The 16,524-nt window shown below is 48.9% G+C and carries 7 protein-coding genes; all 7 read right to left on the bottom strand.

What is annotated here, in order from left to right; genetic code table 11:
* Positions 1–62 precede the first annotated feature (62 nt).
* Positions 63–377 (bottom strand): 30S ribosomal protein S10, encoded by a 315-nt coding sequence (rpsJ, locus tag NQD60_RS01105; RefSeq protein WP_026922071.1) that lies wholly within the window; start codon positions 375–377, stop codon positions 63–65.
* 47 nt (positions 378–424) lie between these two features.
* Positions 425–2,527: an elongation factor G gene (gene fusA / locus NQD60_RS01100; RefSeq protein ID WP_257100724.1), complete on the bottom strand. Its 2,103-nt coding sequence runs from the start codon at positions 2,525–2,527 to the stop codon at positions 425–427.
* A 90-nt stretch (positions 2,528–2,617) separates the two neighbouring features.
* Complete coding sequence (rpsG, locus tag NQD60_RS01095) at positions 2,618–3,088, bottom strand: 30S ribosomal protein S7 (RefSeq protein ID WP_223693280.1); 471 nt, start codon at positions 3,086–3,088, stop codon at positions 2,618–2,620.
* Between the two features lie 177 nt (positions 3,089–3,265).
* Complete coding sequence (gene rpsL / locus NQD60_RS01090; RefSeq protein ID WP_223693277.1) at positions 3,266–3,643, bottom strand: 30S ribosomal protein S12; 378 nt, start codon at positions 3,641–3,643, stop codon at positions 3,266–3,268.
* Positions 3,644–3,985: 342 nt separating this feature from the next.
* Entirely contained in the window at positions 3,986–4,777 is a 792-nt protein-coding gene (locus tag NQD60_RS01085; protein WP_257100723.1) for a hypothetical protein, read from the bottom strand.
* A 10-nt stretch (positions 4,778–4,787) separates the two neighbouring features.
* Entirely contained in the window at positions 4,788–14,372 is a 9,585-nt protein-coding gene (locus tag NQD60_RS01080; RefSeq protein WP_306438074.1) for a hemagglutinin repeat-containing protein, read from the bottom strand.
* A 265-nt stretch (positions 14,373–14,637) separates the two neighbouring features.
* Positions 14,638–16,503, bottom strand: a complete 1,866-nt coding sequence (gene recQ, locus NQD60_RS01075) for a DNA helicase RecQ (protein ID WP_257100722.1) — start codon at positions 16,501–16,503, stop codon at positions 14,638–14,640.
* Positions 16,504–16,524 lie beyond the last annotated feature (21 nt).

Below are 16,524 nucleotides of genomic sequence, written 5' to 3'. Positions count from 1 at the left end.
AAGCGCGAAAAGCCCTCAATTATAACTGGGCCTTCCGCTTCCCGCAATAAAGATTGTCTTGTTTACTGCAATTTGATCTCGACATCCACACCTGCCGATAGATCAAGTCTCATTAAAGCATCAACTGTCTTGTCCGTCGGATCAACAATGTCAATCAGACGCAGATGTGTACGAATTTCAAGTTGATCGCGTGAAGTTTTATTGACATGAGGCGAACGCAAAATATCAAAGCGCTGAATCGAGGTCGGCAATGGCACTGGCCCACATACAATAGCGCCGGTTTGTTTCGCGGTATCGACAATTTCAGCTGATGCCACGTCGATTAGCCGACTATCAACCGCCTTTAGGCGAATACGAATCTTCTGTTCTTTTGACATGACTTTCCTTTAAAGAGCGAGGCGGCTCACGCCGCCGGATTAAATTATTACTTACCTCTGGCACTCATCACTGCTTCCGCAACATTGCGCGGAGCGTCAGAATAATGCTTAAATTCCATCGTATAGGTAGCACGGCCTTGGGTCAGCGAGCGCAGCGAAGTAGAGTAACCAAACATTTCTGCAAGCGGAACTTCAGCACGCACAACCTTACCGCCGCCAATCATATCTTCCATGCCCTGAACAATCCCACGGCGTGACGATAGATCGCCCATTACGTTACCCATAAATTCTTCAGGGGTTTCGACTTCAACTGCCATCATCGGCTCAAGCAGAGTAGGACTGGCGCGTCGCATACCCTCTTTAAACGCCATCGAACCAGCCATTTTGAAGGCATTTTCATTCGAGTCTACGTCATGGTATGAACCAAAAAACAATGTGACCTTGACATCTACGACCGGATACCCCGCCAAGACCCCTGCCTTGAGCGTTTCTTGAATACCTTTGTCAACCGCTGGAATATATTCACGAGGCACAACACCACCCTTGATGGCGTCGACAAATTCATAGCCTTTACCCTGTTCTTGGGGCTCCAACTTCAACACCACATGACCATACTGACCACGGCCACCAGACTGTTTGACGAATTTGCCTTCAACTTCATTACAGGCCGCACGAATCGTCTCGCGATAAGCAACTTGAGGCTTACCCACCGTTGCTTCAACGCCAAATTCACGCCGCATCCGGTCAACCAAAATCTCCAAATGCAACTCACCCATACCCGAAATAATGGTCTGGCTCGACTCTTCATCCGTCTGCACACGAAAAGATGGATCTTCTTGTGCCAGACGATTGAGCGCAAGCCCCATTTTTTCTTGATCAACCTTAGTTTTAGGCTCCACTGCCTGCGAAATCACCGGCTCAGGGAACACCATGCGTTCAAGCAGAATGATCTGACTAGGATCGCACAACGTATCGCCCGTGGTGGCTTCTTTCAAACCCACTGCCGCCGCGATATCGCCAGCACGCACTTCCCTAATTTCTTCACGTTGGTTCGCATGCATTTGCAAAATCCGACCAAGGCGCTCTTTCTTACCTTTGATTGGGTTGTAAATGCTATCACCCGAATTCACCACACCAGAGTAGACACGGAAGAAAATCAACTGACCCACAAAAGGATCGGTCATGATTTTAAACGCCAGCGCGGAGAATTTCTCATCATCCGCAGCACGACGCTCCGTTGTGCCACCCTCTTCAAGCTCACCCTGAACAGGCGGGATATCGACTGGCGACGGCATATAATCAACCACGGCATCCAACATTGCCTGCACACCCTTATTCTTAAAGGCAGAACCGCACAACATTGGGACGATCTCACCGGCAATCGTGCGAGCACGTAGCGCAGCCATGATTTCTTCTTCGCTCAAGGTTTCACCATTGAGGTATTTATCCATCAGTACTTCAGATGACTCAGCTGCCGCTTCGACCATCTTTTCGTGCCATTCTTGAGCCAGGTCAGCGAGGTCAGCAGGAATCTCTTGGTATTCAAATTTAATACCCTGACTCGCGTCCTCCCAGACGATCGCCTTCATTTTGACGAGATCAATCACGCCTTTGAAATTTTCTTCCGCGCCAATTGGCACCTGGATTGGAATCGGGTTCGCTTTCAAGCGAGCACGCATTTGATCGTGCACTTTAAAGAAATTAGCCCCCGTGCGGTCCATCTTGTTGACAAACGCCAGCCGCGGCACGCCGTATTTATTGGCCTGCCGCCAAACTGTTTCAGATTGGGGCTGAACGCCACCGACGGCACAATACACCATGCAGGCGCCATCCAACACGCGCATTGAACGCTCAACTTCAATCGTGAAGTCGACGTGTCCTGGCGTATCGATGATATTAATACGGTGCTCGGGATAATTACCCGCCATGCCTTTCCAGAAGGCTGTGGTTGCCGCCGATGTAATGGTGATGCCGCGCTCTTGCTCTTGTTCCATCCAATCCATCGTTGCAGCGCCATCATGCACTTCACCGATTTTATGGTTGACGCCCGTGTAAAACAGAATGCGCTCAGTAGTCGTTGTTTTACCGGCGTCAATGTGGGCGCTAATGCCAATATTGCGATAGCGCTCGATAGGTGTCTTGCGAGCCACTTTAAACCTCTGTTTTAATGAGCCACGGGAGAAGCATGCGGCTTTTGATGATTGATCATTTAGACTAAACCGTAAACGGTTTAGCTATACTTAAAAACGGAAATGCGAAAATGCTTTATTAGCTTCTGCCATCCGGTGCACTTCATCGCGCTTTTTCATGGCGCCGCCACGGCCCTCGAAAGCCTCGAGCAATTCAGCAGCTAAACGTAACGCCATGGATTTTTCACTGCGCTTTTTCGCTGCATCGCACAACCAACGCATGGCTAGCGCTGCGCGACGTGCTGGCCGCACTTCAACTGGCACCTGGTAGTTTGCACCACCGACGCGACGCCCTTTAACTTCAACCACTGGTTTAACGTTATTCAGTGCGCCGTTAAATAATTCTAAAGGCTCTTTGCCGTTTTTATCTTGAACGTGTTTGAACGCGCCATAGACAATACGCTCGGCAACAGACTTCTTGCCAGACAACATCAGCACATTCATGAATTTTGCGACTTCTACATTGCCAAATTTAGGATCTGGCAGTATTTCCCGTTTGGGGACTTCACGACGACGTGGCATTTCTTTTCCTTTACTGTTTCAGCTGGGGTAAATCCCCTCGGCCACCAACTACGTTAATTAAAAATAATTTTTCTAAATAACGTCGAGTGTCCGCTTACTCGATAGCCACCATTAACCTGATGCTACCGCTCTCAAAACTATTTCAACCACTCCAACAACGATGGAGCAGTTCTTAGATTACGCTTTTTTCGCGCGCTTTGCACCGTATTTCGAGCGTGCTTGCTTACGATCTTTCACGCCTTGCGTATCAAGTGAACCACGCACAATGTGATAACGTACACCAGGCAAATCCTTAACCCGGCCACCGCGAATCAGCACCACCGAGTGCTCTTGCAGATTATGGCCTTCACCGCCGATATAAGGAATCACCTCAAAGCCGTTCGTTAAACGCACTTTAGCTACTTTACGTAGCGCTGAATTTGGTTTCTTCGGCGTCGTGGTGTACACCCGAGTGCACACACCGCGCCGCTGTGGGCTGTTCTCTAAAGCCGGGCTCTTGCTCTTCAATTGAGCCGAGACGCGACCTTTACGAACCAGCTGATTAGTAGTTGGCATTATGTAATCCTGCAAAAAATGATCCGGGCTCAATGAACAAAGCAGGCAAATGGCCTAGAAAACCGGAACCCCGTATAATAAGGCCTAAGCTTGAGTGTAGTCAATAGGGAATGTGGCGGGGCCGTGGAAGTCGGCATCGATGCGCTAACCGCAATGCTAGCTTAGCCGCATTGACTCGAATCTCTCCCCCTTCGCCATTTCTAGGCCTCCTGGTCCCAATGACTCATTCAGCGCTTATGCGCGCAGTTCTGCCGCTCTACAAGACAATTGATTTTGAGATGTCGCCCAAGGAGGCTCGCTTTGCTTACTCAACGCGGGCCTCATCATAACTCTACACCTAGCTCATTCTCTAAATTTATAATGCGCCGGCACTTTATAATCTTCCGGGAAATCGGGCCAAAAGCGTTCATCTGAGCAGGCATTTACTAGGGCTTTTCTAATTGCACTAGCAAAATTATAAAGCTGAAAATTTACTAACCTAATTCTCTCAAGGATTGCTCGAACTGCTCGCCAGTCCTCTTGTATAGATGCTTTTTCATATGCATCAAAGGCAATCTGCAAAGCTAACAGCTTCTCATTGAAAAATTGATTAAAGTCACTTTTTAGGTTGATGCCCCATATTAAATTCCTCGTTCGTTTATCCATGCGCTCTAATTCCTCACCCTCCACGCCATGAGACCGAACTAGATCCATCAAGATATTTCTAATTATATTCAAATCTATTAATCCTTCTTGAGCAATTTCATTTTTTTCTTTACAGAAATATTTGCTTGGAATAGTGTAACCTTTTTTAAAAGAAGGCCAATTGAAACTTTTATTGTTAAGCACCCTTGTTAAATCGTGTGAAATTGCATCGAATGGACTACTTGCCAATGATCCCATTCTTACATAGGCATACACAAAGCTTGCCTTAGCTGCCAGCATATCTTTTTTTGATAAGGCTTTGTTATACAGTTCGATCGCTCTCTCTAATTTTTCAAAATCTGTCTTAAAAGATTTGTTATAGTCAGCTCTCCAATCAATATACGATGCATATCCAGTTCTTTTATGCGTAGTCTTCAGATCAGAATATGTCAAACCATGAGATTGAAGAAATTCCATTAAACGTGCTTTAAACCTATTAAAATCCAACATTACTTTCCCTTTATTTCACTAATCTTCTGCCCTGTGCTTTGTTAGTTTTAACAACATTAATTGTTCCATCAAGATTTAAAACGTTTCTAGAAACTCTATTCCCAGAATATACCTCCAAATGATTTTTATGCTGCTTATCTAAATACATCAAATCACCATCTTTTATTTCGACTCCAATTCCTTCAGTTGCTTTGTATATCCTTTCTCCATGATAGAACTCGTTAGTAGGAATAGTCACGCGCTTTACTTCCTTACCAAACTCTGTTCCATTAAAAAACTGCTCCATATTATCCACAGAACCTGCATTCGGCACATAATTCTTATCTCTATTGGCTTTCGCCCCCTTACTGAAAATAACCGTGTCAAATATATCCAACCCTTCGGCAATCGGCCTCTCCATCACATTACCTGCTGATTGAACCTCTCTTGGCCTCGCCAAAGGCTGAACGATATGCTCCCCAGATTGATTAGGCATGCCTTCAAGCCGCACTTCTTCGTCCTGATGCCATGCCATGCCGGGAAGATGGGGCGGCTGCTCTGGTTCTATCAGCGTTATCATCGGCGGCGGAGCCGGTTGCACTAACTGATTACCGTCCTCTCCAGGCTGCTCGGTATTGTTTGCCCGCTTTTTATACTCTTCATAAAAATCCATGGCTCCTTTCGTCACCACCGCACCTGCAGCCACTGCGCCTAATAAGCCTAATAAAGCGAGTCCAGGTGGGGTTACCAATAACGGTGCTGCCAGCACCATGGCATTATTTTCTGTTTCAATCTGCGCCGCATGCTGCGCGGATGTCGCATCAACCCCTCCTGCATCCGCAAGCCCCGCCACTAGGCTGGTGACTATATTCTTACGCGCGTCTTTCTCCTCTTCAGACACGCCTTCTACAGGACCTAGCAGAGTATTCACCAATACACTTGCACTCGCGCCCAAGGCCGCTGAGCCACCCGATTGCCCCCGTGCGACTGCGCCGCCATAAGCTAATGCTCCATGCAAGGCAGCACGCACCGTTTCATCATGCAAGCTATCTGCAATATACTTGATTTTTTCGGCACCCAGGCTTTGCAAGTAGTTGAGCGCTGCTGCCTGGGTGAATTGCGCGGTCGTCCCAATCACATTGCCCGATGCCGCTGCCGTCAGCGCAGTGACGATGCGACGGTAGGTGCCTCCTGCTCCCCATTGCTTATTCAAGGTCTGTGCCTGCGCACGTAACTCAGCCGCCGCTGCCAGCAATTCTTGCCGCTGCGCTACAGGCATAAGTTCATCATTAGCCTGCGTCTCTATATTTTTGGCTCGCTCAAGCTTATGATCCGCTTCCCTAGCTCTATTGACGATAAAGGTCCCCGCTTCCCGACCTAATGCATTGACGATATCAAAGCTAGCCTCAATCTCAGTACGGTTAAAAATCGGCGCTAACGCCTGATGACTCTGTGCCGGATGACGGTTTATGTCTGCAATTGTCTCTGCCGCACTTTGACCCGTCAGTTCCATTTGCCGGGCCTCATCCGTAATCACAATCTCCGCACCGCTAATCACACTGCGGGTTGTGGACTGCGCCTGACCCGAAGCACTCATCACAATCGGTATCGCAGCGCTCATGCCACCCCGGCTCGCCAGCTGATTGCCGCTATGAGCAGGCGTTGTCACTTCTCCTGATTGCTTCGAGCCCACCCCTTTGCCACTTTGACTGTACCCTACACCTAAACTGATACTGCTTGCAGCATAGCTCGCTTGATTCGTCAGATCAGTCTGTTGCAAGGTTCCTGTCATCAGGGTGTTCCTCCCTTCCCGCACTGCCTGTTCAGCCCCTGCAATCACGCCACCGACAAGCTTCGTATCACCCTTAACGGTTATCTGAAAGCCTCCCTCTCCCGCCTGAATCCCCGCCTGTTCCGCGACGCTCAGATAATGACTGTCCATCCTACGTTGCGAGAAATGCAGGCTGGCCGCTGAGACTGGACCTACTGTTACGCTGCCGCTGATATTTTGAGAGTGGCTATGGTAAGTCGCCGTGTTTTGCACACTTTCTATTTCAAGATCCCCATCAATCTGCGCTTTGACCTGCTCTCCAGCTATCTGCGCGTCTTTTAGGCGCACATCGCTTTGTGCATTGAGCGTCAGCTTGCCACCCGCTTGGATCAAGGTTGGCGTATAGCTGAGTTGCGCTCCATCTGCATGGCCATGCCCAACACTCACCGCCAGCGAGGCCCCCACTGAATTCTGGCGGCCAAGCGTTGCCGCCATCCCCACGGCAAAACTCCGGCTCTGCTGCTGACTCTGCTCAATCAAGCTATTCGGCGCAGCTTCCACATTCAGTCGACCTTCTACGTTAAGCGTAATATCCTGTTTGGCTTCTATGCGAGCGCCAATCAGATCCAGCGTGGACTCTTCTCCTAAGCCACTGACCTGGATCGATATATTCCCACCTGCCGCCAGTGTGCTGTTCAGCGCCGTCTTGCTCAGTTGCGTCTGCTCTGTTTCACAACGATCTTCGCCAATCATGACGCTCACTGTCGCGCCACCCACCGCTTTGGGATCCGCCTGGATCGCATCGTAGGCGTTTTTCATCGCCAGTGCACCCGCGCCTGCCGCTAACGCCTGCATCCGTGGATCACTGACCTGGGTACTGGCCTGCAACATCTGCTGACTCGTTTGTGCCACTGCAAGCACGGGCGCACTGACCGAAACCGTCAAACCCGATTGCTGCCACTCACTGCGCTGCCAGACCCGGCTCTCTTCATAAGTCGCATCGATCTTGGCCTTGCCAGCTTGAATCTGGATATCGCCTGTCGGCACAACCAGCTGACTGCCGCTTTGCTCGTATTCATGACCCGCAATGGCTCTAACATGGCCAGATACGCTGCCTATCACCGAACCAATCTGGGGCGTGTGCTCATTTTCTTGAGTGTCTTTTTGTGTCCGTGTGCCCACCGTCACCCCGAATTTCCCGCTATCTAATAAGCCTGAGCGTTCTTTAACGGAATAGTGCTGGCCTCTCTCAGCCTGCTCGACCGCTTTTTGCTTGATATTGTTGGCCGCATGGAGATCCACATCGTGCATCCCAATCACGTTTGAGCCCATGATATTCAGGTCATGTCCGGCTTCTAGCTGTACCGTGCCCCCGGATAAGGTACTGCTCAATGCTTGTTTTTTATACAGTTTGTTTTGCGTTAATTCACTCGAAGAAGAAAATGCATTGCTCGATTCATGATAATGAGATTCCTTAAAATCCGTCTCTTCATAGGCTGCCTCCACGTTAATATCTCGATCCGCTTTGACAGAAAGTTCTTTTCCAGCATTCACATAAGCGCCAGCCGCATGGAGATCCCGACCCGCCTTAAGTTCAAGTGAGCCGCCCGTTTCAATTTGCGTGCCGATTTCTGTTTTTCTGCTTAGGCTTAAGTAATTGCGTTCATCCCAGGCTAATTGGCGTTGAGCACCTACAGTGGCCGTCCCTAGTGTGAGGTCACCTTTGGCTTTTAAACGGGCGTTTTCAGCCACCTTGATTTGAGTCGCGGCCAAATGAATATCCGACTCGGCATACGCTTCCAACTGCTCAGCTTGGATTTGGGTGACACCATCTAGCGCCGTCTGGCTGCCGCTGATGGCATGGGTCGTATGGGTTTGGCTCTGCAGATGGAGATCCTGTCCGGCTTTTAAAGTCATTTTTTTGACGGCAATCAACTGGCCAGCGCGACTATCGATGTTATGGCTCGCCTGCATCGATAGGGTGTCCAAGCTGACGATTGCGCCGCGCTGGTTATCAATATTGTGTGCGGTGAGATCCATCTTGCCGCGGCTGAGCATCGTGCCGGCATTTTTGAGTGGATGATCGCTGTGCAGTTCAATGGCGTTAGCTGAAATCAGCGAGCCGCCCAGCGGAACTGGACTGGCATCTCTGTTAGCCAGATAGACTTTGGGTGTCAGGACCGTCTGTTCTGAGCCATCGGGTAATTTGACGCTTTGATTCACCAGCCAGACTGGGCTCGCGCTTAAAGCGGCAATTTGCTGCGGCGTGGGCTCCATGCCGAGGGTCAGATGGTGTTGCTTGGCCCAGTTTGCGCCTCTATGCATTAAAGCTTTGAATTCAGCAATTGGGTTTCGATAGCCGGATAGATAGTAGTGACCCGTCAAGCCAATGATCTGATCGCGAATCAGTTGCTGTTCATAAAAGCCATCTCCTAAGCGCTTGGGCACGCGTTGGGGGTCGAGATTGAGTAAATTCAGCAAAAAATTGCTAGAAACGGTATCGCTGTTACGCGTAAAACGGGGATCGGTTTGAATTAGATACGGTCGATCAGGATCGAACTGAAAGTGCTGTAAACCACTATTTAAGAAAGGGCTGCTGCGTGTTAGGGCAGAGGTGCTCAGCACTAGCGCTGTAGAGGGCGCTTGATGGTCAACCGCGGTGTGTTGTTGATAGACGGCTACATTCAGATTGTGGTGTTCTATCACCGGAGCTGGATGGTAGGGTACATGCCCGCTCCAATCACGAGTCCAGCCCCGACTGAACATTCCACCATGCCAGTCTCTGTCTGACCATTGCGATGTTCCCTGATCGGTCGTGACACGCTGACCGTTGACATCACGGTTATCAATCTGAGCTGGTCCACCTTCGAGGTCACTGAGCGCTCCCCCTGCAATAATCCGGCTTTTATCATTAATGACCACTCCCGATAAGCGGATTGCCCCACCCGCTTGAATTTTACCGGGTTCGCTGTGCGTGGCCACGGTCGTTGACACACGACGGGTAAAGTTATAGTTAGTAAAACAAAACACTTCTGTACCGGAGTGGCGCACTCGGTAAAGGCCCCCTACGTCACCATGCCATCCGATTTGAGATCCATCGTAGCGTTGGTTGGTATGCTGATCATGACATTCGTGTATCTCCCGCTCTTCGATCAGCCTCTGCTGGGTCTCGAACCTTGAATTCCGATTGATTAGATTTTCTGAATGGATCGAGAGATCGCCTACCGCATCAATCGTTGATCCATTATTGAGGATGCGTTCACTGCTGCCCTGCGCTGTGGACTGAGCATCCAACTCACCGCCAATGGCTAAACTACCGCCGCTATAGAGCACGCCGCGCTCTAAGTTTTGAACTTCCTTAACACCGATTTTAAGACTGTTTTGCGCGAAGATCACACCAGCCATGTTAAGCAACATAGAGTTGAGCCGATCATGCGCGCCGATTGAAACCGTATCGCCAACAATCAAAGCCGAGCCTGGTTTCAACACGTGCCTTTGAGGAGGCTGCATAGTTTTGTAATTGTCGTTCCATCCCTGTTTATTATTCTCTATCTGGTCACCCTCGATCAAGACTTGACCCTTGCCGTGCAAAATACCATCGTTGATTAAACGATTTACTGAAACATGGAGATCTCCATCACTTTGTAAGACCCCTTCTATACAATTCAAAAAAATTTTACTTTTCAGCGATAATCTATCGCTTGCAGACACTGTACCGTTGAGGTTGGCGAGGGATTGTTCTGCTTGCAGATTGACATTCTTCCCTGAAATCTGACTGTTAGCCCCATTGAAGATACCTTGCGCCTCCAGCATGACTCCGCCTTGAGCACTGATCAGGCCGCCTTGTGTTTCTGGATCTATACTCTCGCCATTTTTGATGGCATCCGAGAAAATCTTTATTTCACCTATACCGGTGTTGATGATCTGACCTTCATCATGGTTTAACACTTTCTTCGCATGCACTTCAAGCAAGTTAGCGTGATGGGTGGGTTGCGACGGGTGTGCCTCATCCGACCCTACAATGATTTTTCCTTTAAGGTTATTTAAGCCGATGGTGTCAATCTCGATTTTTTGGCTGGCCGATAACGTGCCAGCTTGATTACTTAAAAAAGAGGAGGCTTTTATTTTGAGCGCTTGATTCGAAAGAATTTTCCCACCTTCAATATTCGCTATTTTAGGTGAGGTGACAGAAAGAAGGCCTTGAGCAAAGATTAAACCTGCTCCTTTTTCACCTTCACCTTCATCATCGCCATTCATTATTGCGTAGTGGGCCACAATCTGAGCCTGTCCTGTGCCAGTATGGAGCAGCCGGCCTGCGGTATTGTCAATCATGTTGACCTGTATATCTAATACGCTTTGATCGCCATTGGCTTCTATATGGCCCTGCGTATTATCAAGATTTTTACTCCTCAGAATAAGATCCGCACTCGTTGTGATTTGCCCATTTTGATTGTCCAAATGATCGGCTTGGATCAATAGCTTATTTCTTGACGCAATGGTGGCAGACGTGGTGTTGTTTAGAGTCTGTGCTGAACCTTCTACTTTGTGCTGAGCATTGAGGGAGCCCCCTATCGTCAATTCGCCATCGCTATGCACCAAGCCATGTTCTTGGTTGTGTAGGGTCTGTGCGCCGATGGCAAGCTGGCGGCGCGCCATGATGACCCCTGCTTGATGCGCGTCGGTATCCTCGCTACCATCATTGACTAGGCTCTGCGCACTGATAACTACAGTGCTGCCTTGGATTACTCCATCATTTCTAAGCTGATCGTGTAGGATTAGCGTCAAAAATCGTCCGTCGATCAAAGCGCTTGCTTGATTCTCTAGGGATCTCGCCTTAAGCGAAATATCGCCCTCTATTTTTAACTCCCCTTGATTCAGTAAGCTACCCGAACTCGAAATCGATAGGTTGCCGCTTGCATACATCTTGGCCTGTTGGAATACAGTCAGCCCGCTTTGGCTAGGTTGCGCTTCCTTGTCAGGAGGCTGTGTACTGGCAATACTCTTCCAAGCGCTTGCCTCCGTGTCACAAACTTGACTGACTCCGCTTAGCAGGTGAATACTCTGCGCCTGCACTTCGCCCTTTATTTTGAAAATGTACGCCATTAAATCCAATGTATCGCTTGCAAATACCGTACTGCCAGCGTCGAAAAAAAGCTCTTTTGCATTCAAACTCACATTTTTCGCTAAAATCTGACTTTTATTTCCATTGAAGATTTTTTCTGCTTCCATCTCGATCTTGCCCTGCAAACGGATCAGACCACCTTGCGTCTCGCCTTTATCCAGCATGTTACGCACTTCCTTCGCATGCACTGTAAGCACGCCCGCGTGATGGGTAAGGTTATCCGGACTATGGGCGCCAGTCGCAGTCGCCGTCTTGGCTGCTTCTTCCGTTCCTACACTAATGAGCCCTCCAGCGTAGTTGTTTAAGCTACTGGTGTTAATGTCGATTTTTTGGCAGGCCGATAAGGTAGCAAATTTATTGTACACATAGTCGGTAGCTTTTATTTCGAGGGTTTGGTTCGAAAAAATGACCCCTCCTTTGTCATTGACTATTTGAGAGGAGGTGACACTCACAGGGCCTTTGCCGAAAATGAATCCCCTCCCTTTTACCGCATCCATATTGCGATTCAGGATTGTCTGACGGGCCACAATTTGAGTCTGTCCTGCACTTGTATTCAGCAGTCGGCCAGAGGCATTGTTAATCAGGTTGACCTGCACGTCCAATACGCTTTGATCCCCCCTGGTTTCGATATGACCTTCTTGATTGTCAAGCACCTGACTTTTCAGAACAAGATCTGAGCTCGCTATGATTTGCCCTTTCAGATTGCCCAACTCATCATCCACTGAAATATGGAAATCGCCCTCACTTTGCAAAATCCCTTTATCTAAATTGACAAGAGAATGAGCCTTCAGCGAAAATTTGTCACTTGCGTACACCGTGCTCGCAGCGTTGGAGATGAGTTCTTTTGCGTTCAGATCCACCTCCTTCCCTAAAATCTGACTTTTATTCGCATTGTAGATTTTCTGTGCTTCTATCACTACCTTGCCCTGAACACGAATTAAACTCTCTTGGGCTTTTTCACCCGTATACGCAGTGTTGATAACCTCCTGCGCATTCACTTCAAGTACGCCTACGTCAGGAGCGTGACGGGATAGACCTTGTACGCTATGCGAAGCCTCCGCCTTGAATTTCTCATCTTCGCCAACAGTTATCAAGCCTCCTACATTCTGTAATTTATCGGTGTCAATCTCTATTTTCTGGCCAGCCGATAAGGTGCTCAATTGATTGCCCAAGTAGGGGGTTTTTATTTTGAGCATTTGATCCGAAATAATTGCTCCACCTTCATAATTTACTATTTTGGGGGAGTGAATAGTAACCGGACCTTTACCAAAGATTAAGCCAGCTCCTGGTATCGCTTTAGTATTAAAATTCGCTATCGTTACCTGCGCCACAATCTGAGTCGGCCCCATTCCTGTATGAAGCAGCCATCCGGAAGTATTATTAATCGCAGCGGTGTAAACATCTAACACGCTTTGATCCCCCTGAGCGTCTATGCGCCCCTCCTGGTTTAGAATGACTTGACTGTTTAGGATAAAGTCAGAATGTGCTGTGATGTGCCCATTTTGATTGTCTAACTTACCAACTTGGATCGAGAGTCTTGCTCTTGACTCAATCATAGAAGAGCCGGAATTCACCAGCACTTGTGTTGAGTCAGTCAGTTTGCGTTGGGGACCGAGGGCACCTCCTATGGTCAGTTCGCCATCGCTGCGCACTAATCCGTGTTCTTGGTTGCGCAGACTCTGTGCTTGAATTGTAAGCTGGCGATGCGCCAATATTGCTCCAGCTTGATGCTCCGCGGTATTATTCGTACCATCATTAACCAAGCTTGGTGCATCGATGGCTATGCTGCCACCTCGAATTACGCCGTAGTTTCTAAGCAACTCTCCTGCTTTGAGCGTAAGGTAAACGCCGTCTATCAAAGACTTTGATTCATTCTCAAGTTCTTTTGCCTCCAGTGTAACGTCACCTTGAGTCTGTAGAGTACCTTGATTGATTAAGCGCTGAGTCGTCGAAATCGATAGATGACGGCCGGCACTCAATTGATTTTTATGTGTATAGTCTTCTTCAAGCTTTGCGGCAAGATCAAGCGCCGCGCTAAGCGTTCCCGCCCCCGTAAGACTGACTGCTTTGACGGTTAAATTACCGTTTGATTGAATCCGATGGCTGGCATTATCTAGCGTATCAGCTTGAATATTCAGATGCTCTTTAGCCCACACTCTAGCTGTCTCGATGAATTGCAAGCGACTCGCGCGGCGCGAACCTTGGCGGGTCTCGCTACTTGCGATAGAGAGTTCCTGTGGCCATGTAATCATGGGCAGACCCGTATCCGCGTAATTGATTTCGTGCGTCCCCGTGCTAATGTTGATCTTATTGGCGGACAATTCTCCCTCTACTTTAATAGAGTACGCAATCAGGTCAATTTGCTCAAACTGTTTGAGTGTCGTGTTGCTTTTGATCGTAATTTGACCTGCCTTTACGCGAAAGGCCTGAAGCTCGCCATCACTATTTAAAATAGGCTCGCCTGTGGTGAGCACAAGATGTTTGGTATTGAGAAAATTACATCCCCAACAATCAATGCCGTTAGCATTGGAGAAAACGAGTTGAGCCGGCTCCCCGGCGATTTTTATCACGCTATTCAGTTGAGAAAGCGTGCGCCCTATCACGTGATTCAAAATAATCCGAACAGTAGAGCCGTTCTGCAAGGTTACGCCGGGTGGATCAACGTTGAAATTTGGGTGTTCGTTATATGAAATGCCTGCCGCATTGGGCTGGGCGGTATTCACAGTCGGAGAGTCTGCTTCCGCACTAGAGCGGGGTGTTATTGGCTCTTGTCTGTTAGGGGCAATAGAAGCAGATCGAATGTGTTGAATCGAAACTCCATTAATTGGTTTTAACATCATTCACCCCATTTAGTAATAATTAATTTAGGAGTTTAAATGATGATTTTTAATATACCAAATAATTTTTTAATTTTAATTGTATGATAATTTCATTTATTTAAATAATATTTTTAATAAATGCGATTTTCTAAGGCTTACTCTCGATGCTTTAATCCCCACCCGCAACCACTTCTAGTAGCTGGGTCCCAAAGCGTTCCAGTTTGAGAGCGCCAACACCCGATACTGTGCGTAATTCGCTAATTGTTGAAGGCACAAGCCGAGCGATTTCAGCTAAGGTGCTATCATGGAAAATAACGTAAGCAGCTACGCCTTCGCTTTTAGCCATCTTGCTGCGCCAAGCACGCAACCTTTCCCAGCATTCACGCGCAGAGGCGGATAATTCTTTGACTAAGTTTGCCCGCTGTTTAACTGGGGCATGAGGCGCACGGGCTGACTTGATTTCACGCCGCAGCGTCACTTTTTGTTCGCCTTTGAGCACAGCACGGCTGGCCGAGGTTAAAGTAAGCGCGCCATGCAGGTTATGGTCAACCGTTAACAAGCCATAGGCGATGAGTTGGCGAAAAATTGGTCGCCATTGGGTTTCCGTGAGCGTAGCGCCAATGCCGAAAGTTGAAAGCTGGTCGTGTCCACGTTGTTTAACGCGCTCAGTCAAATTACCCCGCAAAATGTCGATCAGATGGCCAGCACCAAAATAAAAACCACTCATGCGCTCTACCCGGTAGACGCAAGACAGCGCCATTTGCGCTTCGCGCGTGCCATCCCAAGTCGCTGGTGCCTCAAGACAGGTATCACAATTGCCGCAGGGGCTGCTGGCTTCGCCAAAGTAAGCCAACAATTGGACGCGCCGGCAACTCGCCGTTTCACATAAACCCAGCAGGGCATCTAATTTGCTTGTGACAATCCGCTTATGTGCGTCATCCGCTTCAGATTCCTCAATCATTCTACGTTGTTGCACGACATCGCCTAAGCCATAGGCCATCCATGCATTCGCGGGGAGTCCATCGCGCCCGGCCCGGCCAGTTTCTTGATAATACCCTTCGACACTCTTTGGTAAGTCTAGATGCGCAACAAAGCGGACATCCGGTTTATCAATGCCCATCCCGAAGGCAATCGTCGCGACCATCACAATGCCTTCTTCTTGCTGAAAAATCTGCTGATGCCGACGCCGCATGTCAGCGTCCATGCCCGCGTGATATGGCAGCGCCCGCACACCTTGGGTTTGGAGCCACTGCGCTGTCTCATCCACCTTGCGGCGGGATAAGCAGTAAATAATGCCGGCGTCACACCGTTGGCTGCCGCTTTTAGCGCTAGGGTCTGGCTCCATATGCTCAGCGCGGATAAAGTCAAGCAACTGGTTACGGGCATTGTTCTTTTCAACAATTCGGTAATGAATATTAGGTCGGTCAAAACTCGAGATAAAGACGCGCGCATTATCTAGCGCTAGACGATGAATGATCTCGGCACGTGTGAGTTCATCCGCAGTAGCCGTGAGTGCAACCCGTGGCACGTTTGGAAAGCGTTCGTGTAAAACGCTGAGTTGGATGTATTCCGGGCGGAAATCATGACCCCATTGTGAAACACAATGCGCTTCGTCAATCGCAAATAGGCCAACCTGAATACTCTCAAGCAAATCAAGAAAACGTGGCGTCATCAACCTTTCTGGCGCAACATAAAGCAGATCGATTTGGCCTTTGCGTAGCGCTCGCTCTGTAGCCGCGGCTTCGCTGCCTGACAGGGCAGAATTCAGATAGGCGGCGCGCACACCACACTCCGTTAGCGCCGCCACCTGATCTTGCATCAGCGCGATCAACGGTGAGACGACGATACCTGGACCCAAGCCTGCTTCACGTCGTACCAGTGAGGGGATTTGATAGCATAAGGATTTGCCGCCGCCGGTTGGCATTAAGACCAAGCAATCTCCGCCCGCCGCGATATGTTCAACGATCTCCTCTTGCTGAGCACGAAAGGTAGAGTAGCCGAAAATTTCATTCAGAATAGCAAGACAACGCGACATAGCATCCCGCACGGCGGGTAT

This window comes from Mycoavidus sp. SF9855 (assembly GCF_024582735.1).
Classification (GTDB): domain Bacteria; phylum Pseudomonadota; class Gammaproteobacteria; order Burkholderiales; family Burkholderiaceae; genus Mycoavidus.
Note: the sequence above shows the minus strand (reverse complement) of the source record. Positions and strands in the feature narration are given on the sequence as shown.

Bases quoted from the DNA above. Each gene is read 5' to 3' on its own strand.
- recQ (WP_257100722.1), bottom strand. From the start codon at position 16,503: ATGTCGCGTTGTCTTGCTATTCTGAATGAAATTTTCGGCTACTCTACC.
- NQD60_RS01085 (WP_257100723.1), bottom strand. From the start codon at position 4,777: ATGTTGGATTTTAATAGGTTTAAAGCACGTTTAATGGAATTTCTTCAA.
- rpsL (WP_223693277.1), bottom strand. From the start codon at position 3,643: ATGCCAACTACTAATCAGCTGGTTCGTAAAGGTCGCGTCTCGGCTCAA.
- rpsG (WP_223693280.1), bottom strand. From the start codon at position 3,088: ATGCCACGTCGTCGTGAAGTCCCCAAACGGGAAATACTGCCAGATCCT.
- rpsJ (WP_026922071.1), bottom strand. From the start codon at position 377: ATGTCAAAAGAACAGAAGATTCGTATTCGCCTAAAGGCGGTTGATAGT.